At 66.7% G+C, this 16235-nt stretch carries 15 protein-coding genes; 5 read left to right on the top strand and 10 right to left on the bottom strand.

All coding sequences use genetic code 11. The annotated features are described in order from the left end of the window. Positions 1-7: 7 nt before the first annotated feature. Positions 8-2023, bottom strand: coding sequence for an acetyl/propionyl/methylcrotonyl-CoA carboxylase subunit alpha (locus tag BLEFHOIH_RS18055; RefSeq protein WP_088347418.1), 2016 nt, complete (start codon positions 2021-2023; stop codon positions 8-10). Positions 2024-2231: 208 nt separating this feature from the next. Here BLEFHOIH_RS18055 and BLEFHOIH_RS18060 point away from each other — a divergent pair, with 208 nt between their 5' ends. Continuing rightward, a complete protein-coding gene (locus tag BLEFHOIH_RS18060; RefSeq protein WP_088347419.1) occupies positions 2232-3287 on the top strand; it encodes a hypothetical protein in 1056 nt (351 codons plus the stop codon). 140 nt (positions 3288-3427) lie between these two features. Further along, positions 3428-4696: a hypothetical protein gene (locus BLEFHOIH_RS18065; protein WP_088347420.1), complete on the top strand. Its 1269-nt coding sequence runs from the start codon at positions 3428-3430 to the stop codon at positions 4694-4696. Here the strand turns inward: BLEFHOIH_RS18065 and BLEFHOIH_RS18070 are convergent. From BLEFHOIH_RS18070 to panB, 5 genes are all read right to left on the bottom strand, one after another. Then, on the bottom strand, positions 4610-5068 hold the full coding sequence (locus BLEFHOIH_RS18070) for a DNA polymerase III subunit chi (protein WP_088347421.1): 459 nt from the start codon (positions 5066-5068) through the stop codon (positions 4610-4612). The two genes, BLEFHOIH_RS18065 and BLEFHOIH_RS18070, sit on opposite strands and share 87 nt — an antisense overlap. Next, a complete protein-coding gene (der, locus tag BLEFHOIH_RS18075) occupies positions 5065-6429 on the bottom strand; it encodes a ribosome biogenesis GTPase Der (RefSeq protein WP_088347422.1) in 1365 nt (454 codons plus the stop codon). Before der ends, BLEFHOIH_RS18070 begins: the two co-directional genes overlap by 4 nt. A 68-nt stretch (positions 6430-6497) precedes the next feature. Continuing rightward, positions 6498-7835 (bottom strand): PQQ-binding-like beta-propeller repeat protein, encoded by a 1338-nt coding sequence (locus tag BLEFHOIH_RS18080; protein ID WP_088347423.1) that lies wholly within the window; start codon positions 7833-7835, stop codon positions 6498-6500. An 8-nt stretch (positions 7836-7843) separates the two neighbouring features. Beyond that, complete coding sequence (locus BLEFHOIH_RS18085; protein ID WP_125461779.1) at positions 7844-8557, bottom strand: tetratricopeptide repeat protein; 714 nt, start codon at positions 8555-8557, stop codon at positions 7844-7846. A 120-nt stretch (positions 8558-8677) separates the two neighbouring features. Continuing rightward, a complete protein-coding gene (gene panB / locus BLEFHOIH_RS18090; RefSeq protein WP_088347425.1) occupies positions 8678-9553 on the bottom strand; it encodes a 3-methyl-2-oxobutanoate hydroxymethyltransferase in 876 nt (291 codons plus the stop codon). Positions 9554-9701: 148 nt separating this feature from the next. On the opposite strand from panB, the gene BLEFHOIH_RS18095 reads away from it, so the two are divergent. From BLEFHOIH_RS18095 to BLEFHOIH_RS18105, 3 genes are all read left to right on the top strand, one after another. Next, a complete protein-coding gene (locus tag BLEFHOIH_RS18095) occupies positions 9702-10259 on the top strand; it encodes a hypothetical protein (RefSeq protein WP_088347426.1) in 558 nt (185 codons plus the stop codon). A 173-nt stretch (positions 10260-10432) separates the two neighbouring features. After that, on the top strand, positions 10433-10777 hold the full coding sequence (locus tag BLEFHOIH_RS18100) for a hypothetical protein (RefSeq protein WP_125461780.1): 345 nt from the start codon (positions 10433-10435) through the stop codon (positions 10775-10777). 291 nt (positions 10778-11068) lie between these two features. After that, positions 11069-11359, top strand: coding sequence for a hypothetical protein (locus BLEFHOIH_RS18105; RefSeq protein WP_088347428.1), 291 nt, complete (start codon positions 11069-11071; stop codon positions 11357-11359). Here the strand turns inward: BLEFHOIH_RS18105 and BLEFHOIH_RS18110 are convergent. The 4 genes from BLEFHOIH_RS18110 to BLEFHOIH_RS18125 all read right to left on the bottom strand — a co-directional run bounded on the left by BLEFHOIH_RS18110 (position 11356) and on the right by BLEFHOIH_RS18125 (position 16215). Then, the gene (locus BLEFHOIH_RS18110; RefSeq protein ID WP_088347429.1) at positions 11356-13041 is read right to left on the bottom strand and encodes an SDR family oxidoreductase; all 1686 of its coding nucleotides are present in this window, start codon (positions 13039-13041) and stop codon (positions 11356-11358) included. The two genes, BLEFHOIH_RS18105 and BLEFHOIH_RS18110, sit on opposite strands and share 4 nt — an antisense overlap. Then, positions 13038-13502, bottom strand: a complete 465-nt coding sequence (locus BLEFHOIH_RS18115; protein WP_088347430.1) for a DUF393 domain-containing protein — start codon at positions 13500-13502, stop codon at positions 13038-13040. The genes BLEFHOIH_RS18110 and BLEFHOIH_RS18115 overlap by 4 nt, the downstream gene beginning before the upstream one ends. Positions 13503-13714: 212 nt before the next feature. Beyond that, on the bottom strand, positions 13715-14875 hold the full coding sequence (locus tag BLEFHOIH_RS18120) for a glycosyltransferase (protein WP_088347431.1): 1161 nt from the start codon (positions 14873-14875) through the stop codon (positions 13715-13717). After that, positions 14872-16215 carry an O-antigen ligase family protein gene (locus BLEFHOIH_RS18125; protein WP_125461781.1) on the bottom strand — a complete coding sequence of 448 codons (1344 nt, stop codon included), beginning with the start codon at positions 16213-16215 and terminating at the stop codon, positions 14872-14874. Before BLEFHOIH_RS18125 ends, BLEFHOIH_RS18120 begins: the two co-directional genes overlap by 4 nt. Positions 16216-16235: the final 20 nt, after the last annotated feature.

The following is a 16235-nucleotide window of genomic DNA, read 5'->3' on the forward strand; positions in this document are numbered from 1 at the left end:
CGGTGCCTCAGACAAACTCCATGATCACCGCATCGACCGCGAGGCTATCCCCCGGCTTCGCCTTGATGCTCTTCACCGTGGCGTCGCGTTCGGCGCGCAGAATGTTTTCCATCTTCATCGCCTCGACGGTGCAGAGCGTCTCGCCGACCTTCACCTCCTGGCCGACGATCACGTCGATGGCGCGCACCAGACCCGGCATCGGGCAGCGCAGCGTCTTCGACGTATCGGCAAGCTTCTTCTCCGGCATCAGCGCGGCCAGTTCCGCCTCGCGCTCCGTGTAGACGCGGACCGGGACGACGATGCCGGCATAGGTGAGCTCGACGCCGTTCAGAATCGGCCGCACCTGCACGGAGATGGCATCGCCGCCGAGCGTGCCGTGCCAGACCGGATCGCCCGGCCACCAATCCGAGACGGCGGTCACGCTCCGCGCCGAGCCGTTTCCCGCGCCAAAACTCACCGTGACCGGCTCGCCGAGCGTGCCCGACACGCGCAGCGCCACCCGCTCTTTGCCGAGTTCGACGACGCGGAGATCGGTGAAGCGCACCGGATCGCCCTGCATCTGGCCGGAAATCCGGCGGCGGCGTTCATTGGAGAGGTGGTCGATGGCGGCGGCGACGCAGGCGAGCGTTTCGAGCTCCGCCCCCTCCGGCCCGCGCGGGGCAAAACCGTCGGGGAATTCCTCGGCGATGAAACCGGTCGAGAGCGCGCCGGAGCGCCAGCGCGGATGCTGCATGATCGCCGACAGAAACGGGATGTTGTGGCGGATGCCGTCGATATAGAACGCATCCAGCGCGCGGGACATCTCGCCGATCGCGGCATCGCGCGTCGGCCCGTGCGTGACCAGCTTGGCGATCATCGGGTCGTAATAGATCGAGATCTCGCCGCCCTCATAGACGCCGGTGTCGTTACGCACGGTGAGGCCGCCTTGCGTGCCCTCGGCGGGCGGGCGGTAGCGCACCAGACGCCCGATCGAGGGCAGGAAATTGCGCACCGGGTCCTCGGCATAGACGCGGGACTCCAGGGCCCAGCCGGTGATGCCGAGCTGGCTTTGGTTGAACGGCAGCGGCTCGCCCGCCGCCACCCGGATCATCTGCTCGACGAGATCGACGCCGGTGATCAGCTCGGTGACGGGATGCTCGACCTGTAGCCGGGTGTTCATTTCGAGGAAGTAGAAATTGCGGTCCTGGTCGACGATGAACTCCACCGTCCCGGCGCTCTCGTAATTCACCGCCTGGGCAAGGGCGACGGCCTGCGCGCCCATCGCCTCGCGGGTGGCGGCGTCGAGAAACGGGCTCGGCGCTTCCTCGATCACCTTCTGATTGCGGCGCTGGATCGAGCATTCACGCTCGAACAGATGCACCACCGAGCCATGCTTGTCGCCGAGCACCTGGATCTCGATATGGCGCGGATTCTCGATGAACTTCTCGATGAAGACGCGGTCGTCGCCGAAGCTCGACTTGGCTTCCGACTTGGACGAATTGAACCCCTGCTCGACCTCCGACGCGCTGCGGGCGATGCGCATGCCCTTGCCGCCACCGCCGGCCGAGGCCTTGATCATCACCGGATAGCCGATCTTGTCGGCGATCTTCACCGCGTCGGCCGCGTCCTTGATGACACCGAGATCGCCCGGCACCGTGCTGACCTTGGCCTTGGCGGCGAATTTCTTTGATTCGATCTTGTCGCCCATGGCGCGGATGGCTTCGATATTGGGGCCGATGAAGGCGATGCCCGCTGCCGCCAGCGCCTCGGCGAAAGCGGGGTTCTCCGACAGGAAGCCATAGCCCGGATGCACCGCCTCCGCGCCGGTCTCCTTGGCCGCAGCGATCACCTTGTCGATCAGCAGATAGGACTGCGCGGCGGGCGCCGGCCCGATATGCACCGCCTCGTCCGCCATCTCCTTATGCAGCGCGTCGATATCGGCATCGGAATAGACCGCGACCGTCTTGATGCCCATTTTGCGCGCCGTCTTGATGACGCGGCAGGCGATCTCGCCGCGATTGGCGATCAGGATTTTGGTGAACAAGGCGCGGGGCTCCTGGAGGCAGGTTGGTCTTATTGTCTGCAACCCATATTTACCGCGCCGCGGCGCGCGCGTCATCTGTCCTGGACACGGCGCGAACAACGAGCCCGCCATGGGAAAACTTCGAAAAGTCTTTTGCCTCGCGCGAAGGCTGTGCATTAGGGTCTCGGTACAATCGACGATCCGGCGACGCTCTCGCGAACGGCCCGCAATGATAAGAAAAGCCTGCCTCCATATCGGCTTCGACAAGACCGGCACCAGCGCCATCCAACGTTACCTTGCCGAGAATGCGCGGATGATCCGCCGCCAGACCGGCTTCCTCTACCCCAGGATCGGCCGGCAGAAATACGAGCACATCCCGGTCGCCCAATATGCCGGCTTCGGCTTTGTGGGCGAGACGCGGACGGAAGACGAGCAGCGGCGCGACGGCCAGATCGGCCGGTTCTTCCAGTGCGACAACCGCGAACACATCGTCATTTCCAGCGAGCATTTCTGCTACGGCACCGCGCCAGAGCGCTTTGCCCGGATCGGCGCACTGTTCGCCGGCTATGACGTCAAGATCATCGTCTATGTGCGCACCCTTCCCGGCTGGCTGCGCTCGCTCCATGGCGAGACGGTGAAATGGGGTTTCTACGCGCCTTTCGCCGATTTCCTGGTTTTCCACCGTGAGCGGATGGATTACGCCGCCTTTCTCGACCGCTGGGCGGCGGTTTTCGGCGCGGGCGCGCTGGAGGTCCGGCTGTTCGACCGGGAGCGGGACCGGCTGATTCCGTCATTCCTGCAAATCCTCGATCCGGCGATGGCCATGCCGCGCGCCACCATCGGCGTGGTGAATGCCTCGATCGGACCGCTCGATATCGAGATCCTGAAGCGGCAGACCGTGCGCCTCGGCCATTACGCCATGGACGACGCTTACCGCTTCTACAAATTCTACGCGCAATTGAAGCGCGACGCCCCGGAGCTTTGGCATGGTTTTGACAATCACGGCGTCTATGCGCTGCCGCCCGAGACCCGGGGCGACATCCTCGGCCTGACCGAAGATTTCGGCCAGCGCTACCTGTCCGCCAAAGACCGCGCCGATTTTCTCGCCGAGACCGCGCGCGATCTCGCCCGCCCGGCGCGGACCTGCTTCGAATTCGACGGCATCGACGCGCTCTGCGACCACATTGCCGATGCCTGGCGCCGCCGCTCGCCGCCGGGATGGTTCGGCCGGATGCGCGGAAAAATCGGCGGCGCGCTCGGCGCGCGAGCGTCCGCCGGCATCTGAGCGGTGGACGGCTTCGCCCTCTTCCGCAATCCTCGATTGCATTCACTCGATTCCGCATCTAGAACGCGCCCAGCGCATCTCAGCCAGCCTGTCCGCCGACCTCGTCCCGCTTGCGGCGCTTGGCGATCTCCAGGTGGATCATGAGCATAATTCTGCATGTCGGCGCGGGGAAATGCGGCAGCTCCTCGTTGCAGGCGCGGCTGAGCCGCAGCCCGCTGCTGGGCGCGGATGACGGGTCGGCGGGTTATGAATATGTCTGCATCACGCCCGATGGCGATCTCCTCCGGCGCGACGACATCGACTATTTCGCCCGGCTGACGCCCTATAAGGCGCAGGTCTCGGCCGGTGCCCAGGCGCCATGGGCATCCGACCACGCGGCGCTGGAGCGGCTCTCGTCGCAGCTACAGGGCATCCGGGCGCAGGGGCTCACGCCGATCGCATCGCAGGAATCCTGGCTCCGGCAGGCCGATATTTTCCGCGCCAATGAGATTCTGCCCCGGCTCGGGCTCACCGCGAAGATCGTCGTCTTTGTGCGGCCGCAGGTGCCGTGGATGAATTCGGCATGGTGGCAGTGGGGCGCCTGGTCGGGGCACGATTTGGACTGGTGGGTCGACGCCAACCGGGACGCCGGCATCTGGACGCAGCATATCGATGTCTGGCGAACCGTGCCGGGGGTCGGTGAGGTCGAGGTGCATCTGGCGGCGGGGGATGTCGTTCTGACCTTTCTGCGATCTCTCGGCATCTCGATCCGGAGCGCCCCGCGCCAGAATGCCAGCCTGGACCGCAACCTGCTGGATTACCTGCGCCGGCGCGGCGATTTGAGGTCCGTGCACGATCCGGCCGTCGACTTCATCCTGGAGCAGCGGCTGGCCACCGATCCCAAGGGCACGCCCTGGATCATGCGGCCCGAACGGATCGCCGAGCTGATCGGCTATTACCGCCCCGACAATCTCAAGTTGCTCTGCGCATTGCCGGCCCCGGAGCGGCGAGCGATGGAACAGGATCCGATGTGGTGGGATCCAGCGGCCTATCGGGAGCGCCAGCCCGTCCCGGCCGATATCCCCGAGCCGACCGTCGCGGCCCTGGAAGATGTCTCCAGACGCGCCATCGACGCGGTGATTCGCCTCGACGATCGCGTCCGCGTGCTCGAAGCCTCCCAGCGCGCGCTGAAACGGGCGGTGAGGGCGTCCGCCAAGCGGCGGCGCGAACTCAATCTGGCGTTGGCGGAGGCGAAGAGCCGGCAATTGACTCCGACGCTGCGCAGGGCCCTCGGCATCACCAGCTTGCGCCGCCTGCTCGGCGCGGCGAAGGCGCGGGTTTCCTCAGGCCTTCTTCTCCCAGCGGCCGCGCTCGGTCTGCTGCCAATAGGTCACGGCGAAGCCTTGCTCCTTGGCGCGCTTCCACTCTAGCCGGGCCTTGGCGCGGGCATCCTCGTCCCGGCCGTCGAACAGGAAGACGATGCGGGCATAGCCGGCAAGGTCCGCCGCCTCCGCGCCGTCGACCATGAAACGCACAGCAGCGCCGTTCGGATTGCCCTCGCCAGGCGTCAGAAAGACCGGCTGGCGATCCGTGAAGCCGTCGCGCGCGGTGCCATGCGGCAGGAAACTGTCATCGGCATAAGTCCAGAGCAGCGCGTCCAGCGCCTCGACCCGCTCCGCGCTGCCCGCCTGCACCACGGCGCGCCAGCCGCGCTCCAGCGTCTTTTCCAAGAGGCCCGGCAGCACCTTGTCGAGCGGCTGGTGGTCGAGCTGATAGAACAGCACCTCCCCCGCCGCGCTCACGATTTATCGTCCGCGTAAGGATTCTTCGGCTTGCGCAGATGCAGCCGGATCGGCACGGAATGCAGGCCGAAAGCGTCGCGCAACCCGTTCACCAGATAGCGCTTATAGCTCTCCGGCAACGACTCGGGCCGCGAGCAGAACATGATGAAGGTCGGCGGCCTTGCGTTCGATTGGGTGATGTAGCGCAGCTTGAGGCGCTTGCCCGAAACGGCGGGCGGCGGGTGGTTATCGATGGCGTCGCCGAACCAGCGGTTCAGACCCGCCGTCGAGACACGCTTGTTCCAGGCCTCGTAGACCTCGAACACCGCCTTCATCAGCTTGTCCGCGCCGCGACCGCTGAGCGCGCTGACAGGCACCACCGGCACGCCCTTCACCTGCGGCAATTGCTCGGTGACCTGCAGGCGCAATTCACGCAAGAGCTTGTCGCGGTCGGCGACCAGATCCCATTTGTTGATGCCGATGACCAGCGCCCTGCCCTCGCGCTCCGAGAGCGAGGCGAGCTGCAAATCCTGCTTGTCCAGCGCCTGCTCGACATCGATCAGCAGCACGATGACTTCGGCGAAGCGGATGGCGTTCAGCGCATCGCCGACGGCCAGCTTCTCCGCCTTCTCCGAAATGCGCGATTTGCGCCGGAGCCCCGCGGTGTCGAACAGCTTGATTTCGCGGCCCTGCCAGGTGAAGTCGGTCGAAACCGAATCCCGCGTCAAACCCGGCTCCGGCCCGGTGATCATCCGCTCCTCGCCGAGCAGCGTGTTGACCAGCGTCGACTTGCCCGCATTCGGGCGCCCGACGATGGCCAGCTTCAGCGCCCGCTCGCGGCTCGGAATATCGGCCTCGAGCCCAGCATTCTGGCCTTCGTCGCCCAAACCATCCAGCACTTCGCCAACGCGCTCATAAAGCTCGCCGATCCCCGTGCCATGCTCCGCCGAAATGCCGACCGGCTCGCCGAGCCCCAGCTTGAACGCCTCGTAGAAACCGGCCTGGGTGGTGCGGCCCTCGCATTTATTGGCGACCAGGATCACCGGCTTGCCGGTCGCGCGCACGTCGAGCGCGAATTGCTCGTCGGCGGGGGTGATGCCGGTGCGCACATCGATCATGAACAGGATCAGGTCGGCGGAATGGATCGCGCCCTGGCTCTGCTGGCTCATGCGGGCGGCGATCGAGCCTTCCTCCGCCTCCTCCAGCCCGGCCGTATCGGTCAGGCGCAGGACGCGCTTGCCGATGACCGCCTCGGCCTCCTTGCGGTCACGGGTCAGGCCCGGCATGTCGTCGACCAACGCCAGACGCTTGCCCGCAAGGCGATTGAAAAGCGTGGACTTGCCGACATTCGGCCGTCCGGCGATGACGATGGAAAGGGTCATGATGGTGCTGACAGTAAAAACGGGCCGAATCTGGCCCGTTTTAATATAAGGCGTCCCTGGCCTATACGCTAATTCATTGCAATCAGCTTGGCCTTGTCGGTCAAGACGAACATGCGCCCGCCCGCGACGATCGGCGAAATATAGACCGGCGTGTCGAGATCGCGCTTGGTGGAGATCTCGCCGGTGCGCGCATCGACGCCGACCAGCAGGCCCTTGTTCGAGGCGACCCACAGCTTGCCGCCCGCCAGCGTCGGACCGCTCCAACTCCGCGCGCTCGGCAGGCCGACGCTCCAGCGCGTCTTGCCGCTCTTGCGGTCGAGCGCGTAGAGCTGGCTGTTCATGTCGACGACGAAGACGCTGCCGCCGGCAACCCACGGCGTCTGCGCGGCGCGGATGTCCTTCGACCACACCCGCTCGCCCGATTTCATGTTGGTGGCGATGACGCGGCCGGAACGGCTGGCGGCGAACACGACGCCGTCGTCGATCACCGGCCGGGCCGCATCGCCGATGCTGGTCGCGCCCGAGCCGGTCACGCCGCCGGTGATGGAATCGGTCCAGCGCTGCTGGCCGGAATTGGTGTCGATGGCGGTGACTTCACCGGAGGAATAGGAGACGACGAGCGTCGTGCCCGACACCGCTGGGCTGACATTGCTCAGCACCGAGGCGCCTTCCGGCAGGCCGCGCGCGGTCCAGAGCTGCTGGCCGTTCTCGGCCGAGAGCGCATAGAGTTCGCTGTCGGTGTTGACGACGAAGACCTTGCCGTTGGCCACGGTCGGCGAAGTGCGGATCGGTACCTGCAGCGACTTGGTCCAGATCGCCTTGCCGCTGCCGGTGTCCAGCGCCACCACCGTGCCGAAGCCGGTCGCCACGAACAGCCGCTCGCCATCCGCCGCCATGCCGCCGCCATAGCCGGCATCCGCCTTCTCGTTCTCAGGCTGCAGGTCGACGCGCCAGGCGCGGCCGCCATTCAGCGAAAAGGCGGAGACGCGCCCCTCGCGGTCGAGGGTGAAAACCTTGCCGCCATGCACGATCGGCAGGGCGGTGATGCGGCCGTCGGAGCTCGAGCCCGCGCCGGCATCCTCGGTCCAGATCGTCTTGGCCTCGCCGGAATAGGCCAGATGTCCCGGCGCGTTGCTGGCGTTGCCGCCCGGCTGGCTCCAGGACGCGTTCTGCTGCTGCGCCGGCAGCACCACCGGCTCCTTCGAGGAATCATTGGTCGAGGCGGTCGTCTCGGAGCTGAGCACCGAAACCCGCGTGCCCGGCAGCGGCGGCTTGTCGGCCGGGCCGAACAGGCTGGAGACGCCTGGAATTGACGGCAGGCTCGAGCTCTCACCGCATCCGGCAACGACGAGAGCGGCCGCCAATGCGACGCCGATCGAAAACCCGTTACGCAGATTGCCTGCCATGGATATCCCTATTGCGTTTGACTGTCTTTTTGCGTGCCCGGCTTGGCTTGCGGCACGATGGTGACCTTACCGGGTGCCTTCACCAGCAATGCGAGCATCAGCTCCGCGCGTTTCCGTATCTCCGCCGGAGCGGACGGATCGCCGAGGATCTGACCAAACAGCTTCTCTGATTCGGCCATATTCCCCGCACGGAAAGCCGACAATCCTAACAACTCTCGCGCGGAATAACGCCACGGATTCGTGTCGGTATTAAGTCCGGCGAGCCGGCGCGACATCTCGGCCGGGTCAGCGTCGTCGATGCGCAAGGTCGCGGCCTGGAGCGTGGCGTAATCGCGCAGCACCGGGTCGGTGCCGTTGCGCACGACCTTCTCGTAAGCGGCCACCGCCTCGCCCTTGCGGCCTTCCTGGGCGAAGATCGCGGCACGCTCGAGACCGGCGAGGGTCTGGTAGCCGCCGCCCGCCGAATTGCCGAGCTTGGCGAAGGCTTCGCTCGCCTCGGCATATTTCTTGTCGTTGACGAGCTGGCCGGCCTGGTAATAGGCGGCGCCGTTCTCGGCCGCGCGCTTTTCCGCCCACCAATTGAACATGTTGTAGCCGCCGACGATGACGATGATGATCCCGGCGCCGATCAGCACATAGACGCCGTACTTGTCCCAAAGCCGCGCGATCTGCTCGCGCCGCATGTCGTCTTCGACTTCCCGGAAAATATTGTCATCGCTCATTTTTTTATCGCCGGCGTACAGCGCCGCCACCTCTTAGGGGATTACATTCAAAACGGGAGCGGGCAAGACCCCCGGCGGCGGTCGCGCCCCTACAGTTCGGTTATCGGGCGGCGGCCTTCCTCAGACGCCGCGCAGCTTGGGCCGCTTGGCCGGCTTGGGCTTGGGCCCGGGCGCCGCGTCCTCGCGCATGGCATAGACATGTTCGTCGGCCGGGAAGGCGCGGCCCCGCACGGCGTCGGCATAGTCCTTCACCGCGCCCTCGATGGCATTGCCCAGCTCGGCGAATTTCTTCACGAATTTCGGCACGCGCGGGCTGAGGCCCAGCATGTCCTCCAGCACCAGGATCTGGCCGTCGCAGGAAACCGACGCGCCGATGCCGATGGTCGGGATCGGGATCTGCTTGGTGATGCGGGCGGCGAGCAGTTCGGCCATGCCCTCCAGCACCACGGAGAAGGCGCCCGCCTCGGCGACTGCGGCGGCGTCCGCCTCGATGGCGGCCCATTCGGACTGGCGGCGGCCTTGCGTCTTGAAGCCGCCCATGACGTTCACCGATTGCGGCGTCAGCCCGATATGCGCCATGACCGGAATGCCGCGCTCGGTCAGATAGTGGATGGTCTCGGCCATGCGCGAGCCGCCTTCGAGCTTGATGGCGCCGCAGCCGGTCTCCTTCATCACCCGCGCCGCGTTGCGGAAGGCGATGTTGGGGCTCTCCTCATAGGTGCCGAAGGGCATGTCGACGACGATCAGCGCCTTGGACGAGCCGCGCACCACGGCGGCGCCATGCATGATCATCAGCTCGAGCGGCACCGGCACGGTCGATTCATAGCCATGCATGACCATGCCGAGCGAATCGCCGACAAGCAGGAAATCGACATAGGGGTCGATGATCCGCGCCGTATGGGCGTGATAGGCCGTCAGCGACACGATCGGCTCGCCGCCCTTGCGGGCGGCAATATCGGGGGCTGTCAGGCGTCTGACCGGGGCTTGTATCGACATATCGTTCCATTTATGGACGGCAAATTTCCTCCCCGTTAAGGAGTTGTTTGCGTCCGCTGGTGTTCAATGCAGCAGATTTATAGACTCCGGGCCCGGCGATAAAGGGCTATTCGCGTCTAAATTGGGCATAAGAGGACATTTCGAGCAAATGGGGGCGATCAAGATCCGGCATGGGGCGGATGTCCGCCGCGCCGCCAAATCCGTGCTCGGCCTGGGCGCGGCCTGGCTTGCGGCCATCGCCGCCATTGCGCTGCTGGCGGCGGCGCGCGCCGATGCGATGCCGGGCGCTTCGGCGGCAATCGGACTTCACCGCGAGGCCGGCCTGACGCTGGCGCGGGGTGGGCCCTGCCCGGACGGGCGCCCTTGCGCCGAAGGACGCTATGAAGAGGCGCCCTACGAGGTGCCGCGCCATTACCCGCAGGGCTGGAAGGGCGATCCGCCGCCCTACCCGCCCGAGGCCGAAAATTCCGACGATTGCGTCGAGGACCCCTATGCGGCCCGCGCCTATCCCATCCGCACGCCGCCCGCGCCCTATCCCGGCGATCCGATGCTGGAGGAGCCCTGCGGCGTCCGCTGCTGGTGGCGGCGGCTGCGCGCGGGCTATTGCGGGCGCGGCTGCGACTATTACCGCTACCGCATGACCGCCTTCCCCGAGGGGCATCTCGGCCGCCATCCCCGGCGCGTGGCCTGCCGCACCGACCACTAAGCCGTTGGGCCGCTGCAAGATTTCCCCGCGACTGTCACAGTTATGTCACGTCATCTGTGAGTTCGCCGTGGTTCGGGCAGGCCGTGCGGCGCAATTATTCATTGCTGGTTCATTCGAATTCCTCTTTCCTGATGTAAAGATGGCGGGCTCACCGTCGTCTTTAAGGAGAATGGATGAAACGGTGCCTCTGCCTTTTGCTGATCGTGTCAGGACTCCTCTTCGCCGGCTCCCCGGCTGCTTTTGCATTTCCGCTCATCGGTAAGGCTTATTCGCCGCTGGCCGAGCAAAGCTTGGCCGATAAGGCCGACGACGATCGCGGCCGGAAATTGCTGCGCTCCGAGAGGAAGCTGGACGAGGAGAAGAAGGAGCGCAAAAGCCTGGGCGCGGGCTTTTGGGGCGGTCCCTATTGGGGCTACGGCCCGCGCTGGGGGCATCCGTGCGAATCCTGCCGCGCGAGCTGCGAGGGCGACGAGGACGGCAATCGCTGCCGCCGCTGCCGGATGCGCTGCGGCTGGTGACGCGAGAGCCGCCAACACGCCGGCTTGCCATTTCCATCGCTCATCGCTAGATTATTTTTCAGCCTAAGCTTCCCAACGACTTGACGATGCGTCCCTTCGCACGCGCGGAAGCTAGCGATACCGCCGCAACACCTTGCTCCGCCGTTTTATTCGCGCAAATTTGCTCAATTTACATTTAAGTGCGGGGCGCGCCGCCCTGAGCTATGTCCGTCTGCGAGGCGAGTAACGAACGATCGGGAAACGATCATGAGCAACCTGTCGCCCGCCTTTCGACAAGCTTAGGAGACGACCGTGAAAACATTCATCATCCTGCTTTCCGCGCTGACCTTGGGCGCGCTCTCACTCTCCACAATCGCCAAGGCCGAGCCTGCCACCCAGATCTCCGCGATCTCAGTAGAGGCCGGAGCGGCCGCGCCGCTGCTACTTGCGGGCTATGGCGGCCATTATCGCTATCGCCGCGACTACCGTGACGCGTTCGGGGAAGGTTTCGGCTGGTATCCGCACGGCTATTACCGGGGCTTCTGCTATGACCGCCCGTATCACTGGTGGTGCCGCAGATATTTCTTCCGGCGCTATCATTAATCGCCGTCAACCGTCCCAACCTCTGAAGGCGGCTCCTCGAGCCGCCTTTCATGCTGCGCCGGGCAACCGGCGTCGGCGTCGAGCCAGCCCTGGTAGCGGACGATAAGCGCATCCGTCAGCGGGGCGTAGAGCGCGACATCGAAATGGAACTTGCCGCCTGCCTCGAATTCGCGCGTCTCGCTTCGCGGCAGCAGCCGGCGCGGGATCGGCAGGCCGAGAAACCAGCCGCGCCGCACGCCGAAATGCAGGCATCCCGCCGCGACCGGCAAGGCAAGCTCATAGGCGAAGAGGCCGAAACGCTCGATAATGTGCCCCGGCCGGACGGATGGGCTGAGATGCGAGCGGAATTTGGCGCCGCCGAAATCGCGCTGCCATAGCTCGCCATCCCCCTGGCGCCATTTGGTGACGCGGACGCGGACGCCATTCCCGGCAGGCGGGAAACCGAAGACCCAGGCCGCGAGGCGCGCGACCGGCCCGGCGCCGCGCGTGACATCGGCAAGGCCCGAAAAGCTCTCCATGTCCTGCACCGCGTGGGTGCGGCGGATGCTTGCCGGCAGCTCCGCCCAGCGCGCGCCGGTGGCGCGCTGAAACAGCGTCGGCGCGGCGGTCTCGGCGATGTCGAAGCGGACGGCGAGATCGGAGGCGGCGGCCTCCAGCTCGGCAAGGCTCAGATCGGCGATGCAGGGGCGGGCGCCGGGCGCGATGCCGCCGAGCCGCCGGATGACGGCGCGGGCGGCAATGGCGGGGATGAAGGGGCCGTCGCCCGCCTCGGCGAGCAACCGCCAGCGGCGGCGGACCGGCTCGCCGCGAACCATGCCGACGATTTCGACGATCATGCCGCCGCGATCGGTGCCGAAGGGCTTGGCCAGCCGCGCGGCCCATAGCACCGGCGAGACCAGCCATGTCGGACCGGGCAGCAGGCCCCGGCGGCGCATGAGGCTCAGCAGCGTCAGCCCGTCATGCATCGCGCCGAGTTCCAGCCCGGCGCGGAACAGCACCGAGCGCGCCTGGAACCGCGCTGGAAATAATACGAGGTCCGGCGCGCCCATGAGGCTGGCCGAACGCCTGTCGCCAGGGCGCAGTTCGAGGCGCCGCCGGTCCGTCCAGCCGGTCTGTTCGCGCCAGACGCCGCCGCGCCAGATCTTGAGCGGCGCTCCCGCCTGGCCGAGGATGGAGGCGATGACCGACCGGCCGCGCGGGGCGCGATTGCCGGGCAGGATGGCGCTCTCGATGCTGAGGATTTCCGAAAAGCCCTCGCCAAGCCGGGCCGCCGCCGCCGCCGAGATCGCCGGCACGGTGGAGACGCCGGACAGCACGCGGCGGCCCGCCCGCTTCGCCTCGGCGTCGAGCGCGGCGATACCGGCGGTGAAGGCCCCGTCATCGGAGAAATCCAGATAGTCCATGCCATGCGCGATGCAAAATCGGGCGAGCCGGTAGGGATCGGCGCCATAGGCCTGGAACGGCCCGGCGGCGTCGACCACCACATCCGGCGCCGCGTCCGCGACGGGCGCGAGGTCGCCGCCGATGTCGACGCGGATCGGCCGTCCGCCGTGCCGGCGCGCGAAGTCCGAGGCTTTGGCGAGATCGCGCCCGGCAACCGCGACTTCGACGCCGTCCCGGAGCAGCAGCCGGGCCAGGAAACCGCCGAAGACGCCGTAGCCGCCGAGGATGAGCGCCTTCATCCGATCAGGCGGCGGCGCAAGGCGGGATCGGGGACGGCACACATGTCGGCGCGGCCGAGCAGGGCGTAGCGGTTGCGGGCGAGGCGGCGATAGAGCCAGTCCTGCACGGGGCGCGGCAGCATGGCCAGCGGCCGCAGCGCGTGGCCCCAACCGCCGATGCGCCTGCCAACGCGGATGATGGCGTCGATGGAGGTATAGGCGCGGCCGTCCTCGAGATAGAGCCAGCTATCGGGATCGGCGGGGTCGAGGCCGTAATGGGCCAGCATCGCACGGCCGAGATCGCTCTGCGTGGCGGCGATCCTGAACTCGCCGCGCCGGTCGAATTTGCAGATCAGCCGCGCGCCGCGCGTGCAGAGGGCGCATTCGCCGTCCATGAACGCGACCGGGCCGCCATCGTCGAAGGCGGGAATGGCCGGCTCGGCGCGATAGGAGAAGTCCGCGCGGTGTATCAGTGCCGTCATCGTCACCACCTTGCATCGCCCGGCGGCCAGCCGCACGGCAGTCTGACGGCGCCCTGCCGCCGCCGAGCCTCACGCCCGCCCCTACCGCTTGCCGGCCCCGGCGCCATCATCGCCCCGCGCCCCGGCGAAGGCAAAGCGCAATTCCCCCAGCCGGCCGATCGCGGAAGGGTCGGGGCCGAGGCAGGCGCGGCTGGCCGGGCGCGGCTTCCGGCTCAAGCCGCCATTTCGGCGCGCTCGCCGGTGGCGATGGCCAGCAGGCGGCGATAGCGGGCGCCGATGGCCTCGCGGCGCAGCGGCTCGAAGGCGCCGGCGCTCTGCAGCCGGGCGATGTCCTGCTTCAGTCTCGCCTGATCGGTGATCAGGGTGCGCAGGCCCCTGGTGACATCCTCGACCGAATTTGGCGTGCAGCGATAGCCGACATTCATGCCGTCGAACAGGCCATCGACGCCCTCATGGCGCGACCACAGGATCGGCACGCCCGCCAGCACCGCTTCCACATAGACCATGCCGAAAGTCTCGGGACGGCTCGGCATGACGAAGCCGCCGTAGAAATTCATCACGCTCTGCACGGTGCCATGCTCGAGCGGGTCCATGATCTTGACGCGCTCGGCCATGCCGAATTTGCGGATCAGGGCGGTCATGTCGAGCAGCGCCCTCGGCCCGCCGCGGCCGTAAATATGCAGCTCGACCTCGGGCACCTCCCGCGAGAGCTGGGCGATGGCCTGCACCAGGGTGTCGAAGCCCTTGAGTTTCCAATGCTCGAAGGCGAAGGCCGACATCAGTCGGGGTTTTGCGCAATGGACCGGCGGCAGGATGGTGTCGGCCACGGTGGTGATCGGCAGCAGCTCGAAGCGGGAGGGGTCGAGGTCGAGCGCGGCGGCAAAATAATCGGCCGTCCACGGCGCGGCGGGTAGAAGCAGCGCCGCGCGCCTCGCCAGCGCCCGGTAGGCGGCGCGCAGGCCCGGCTTGGCTTCGAAAACCCGCCGGTCGGTGCCGCCCCAGAGGCTGGTGATGAAGGGGGTTCCGGTCTCGGTGGCGAGGCGGTCGGCGATCAGCCCTTCGACGGTGAGCTTATGCGCATGGATCAGGTCGGGCACGACGCCGCGCCGGGCGAGGTCGGCCAGGATGAAATCGCCGATCTGGGTCAGGTGATGGGTCATGCGCACGCCGTAAGGCGGAGCGCCATAGGCAAGCGCCGTGTGCTGCTCGCCGAAGGCGCGGGCGGCGAGCCCGCTGCGCCAGCTCACGCGGTTGAGGGAATAGACGAGATGGCGAAAACCAGACGCTGCCTCGATGAGCGAGGCCACGGCCTTGGTCTTCCCCGGCACCAGCGGGTCGGGAAAATCCGCGCTGATATGGAGGATGGTCTTCATGCGGGGCTCCGCTCGGGTGGCAGGGTGACGGCGACGGCGAAGGCCAGCGAACAGACATTCGCCAAGGTGCAGAAGGCGCTCGATTCGGTGATGCCGTTGAGGAGGACATAGGCGAGCATGACCAGCACGGTACGCTCGCCGAGCGCCGCCGCGCGCAGACCGACCACGAGCATCGACAGGCAGAACAGGACGACGCCGATCCAGCCGGTGGTGAGCAGGAGCTGCAGCACCAGATTATGGGCGTGCGAAACCTCGTAGCCGATCAGCCCCTTATGTTGCGGCAGCACGAGGATGGACGAGGCATAGCCATATCCGGTCAGGGAGTGGCCCTCGATGATGATGGGAACGGCGGCCCAGATCGCGGCGCGGCCGGTCACCGAGGTGATTTCGTCGGCGCTGCCGCTGCGCGAGGCCATTTTCAGGGTTTCGTCGCCGCCCGGCAGGACGATGAAGGCGGCGATCAGCCCCAGCGAGACCAGCAAGGGGATGAGATAGAGCTTGCGCCATTGGAAGAGGTAGACCGCCGCCCAGAGCACCACGACCATGGCGATGGAGGTGCGCGAATTGGTCATGATGAGCGCCGCCCCCTGGATCACGGCGCAGACCGGCACGAAGGCCCAGTGCAAGCGGCGAAATTCGGCGGCGTAGAGAATGATGAGGATCAAGCCGAAGGCCGCGAGCCGCCCCATCGTGTTGGCGGTGCCGGCGATGCCCGAGAGGCGCCAGCTCACGTAAAGCTGCTCGTTCAGCCAATAGACGAAGCGGCCGAATTCGGGGACGGCGAAATAGACGATGATGGAGACGGCGCAGAACAGGGTGATGGCGAGCACCATCACGGCGAAGATGTCGCCGCGCTCGAACTCGGCGAAAAGATAGGCGCAGAACAGCACATAGGCGCAGATCGAGATGGCCGATATCGCGCTGTATTCGGGCATCGGCGAAACCGTCGCCGTGAACAGGAGCCAGCCGAGAAACAGCACCCAGGGAATGTTGGTCGGCGTCAGGACATGGGCCAGCCAGCGCTGCCAGTGCACGGCGGTCACGAAGACCATCAGCGCCCAGGCGCCGATCTTCAGCAGCACCTGAAAATCCACGCCCTTATCGGCCCAGTCCCGCATCCGGAACATCGCATCGAGCATGAAAATCGCCAGGAACAGGATGGTCAGCACCGCCGGCCTGGAGCCGCGCACCGCGCCCCACAGCAGCAGCCCGGCGGCGGCAACCGCCGGCAGCACGGCGATGCCGATCAAGGCGTCCGGGGCCAGCAGCACCACCGCGCTGCCTGCCATCGCCGCCGCCGCGATCAGCAGCGCGCCGCTCTGCCGGTCGGCCGGACTCACCGCCCTGGCCTCCGGCGACG

Source organism: Rhodomicrobium sp. R_RK_3, assembly GCF_002198715.1.
Taxonomy (GTDB): domain Bacteria; phylum Pseudomonadota; class Alphaproteobacteria; order Rhizobiales; family Rhodomicrobiaceae; genus R-RK-3.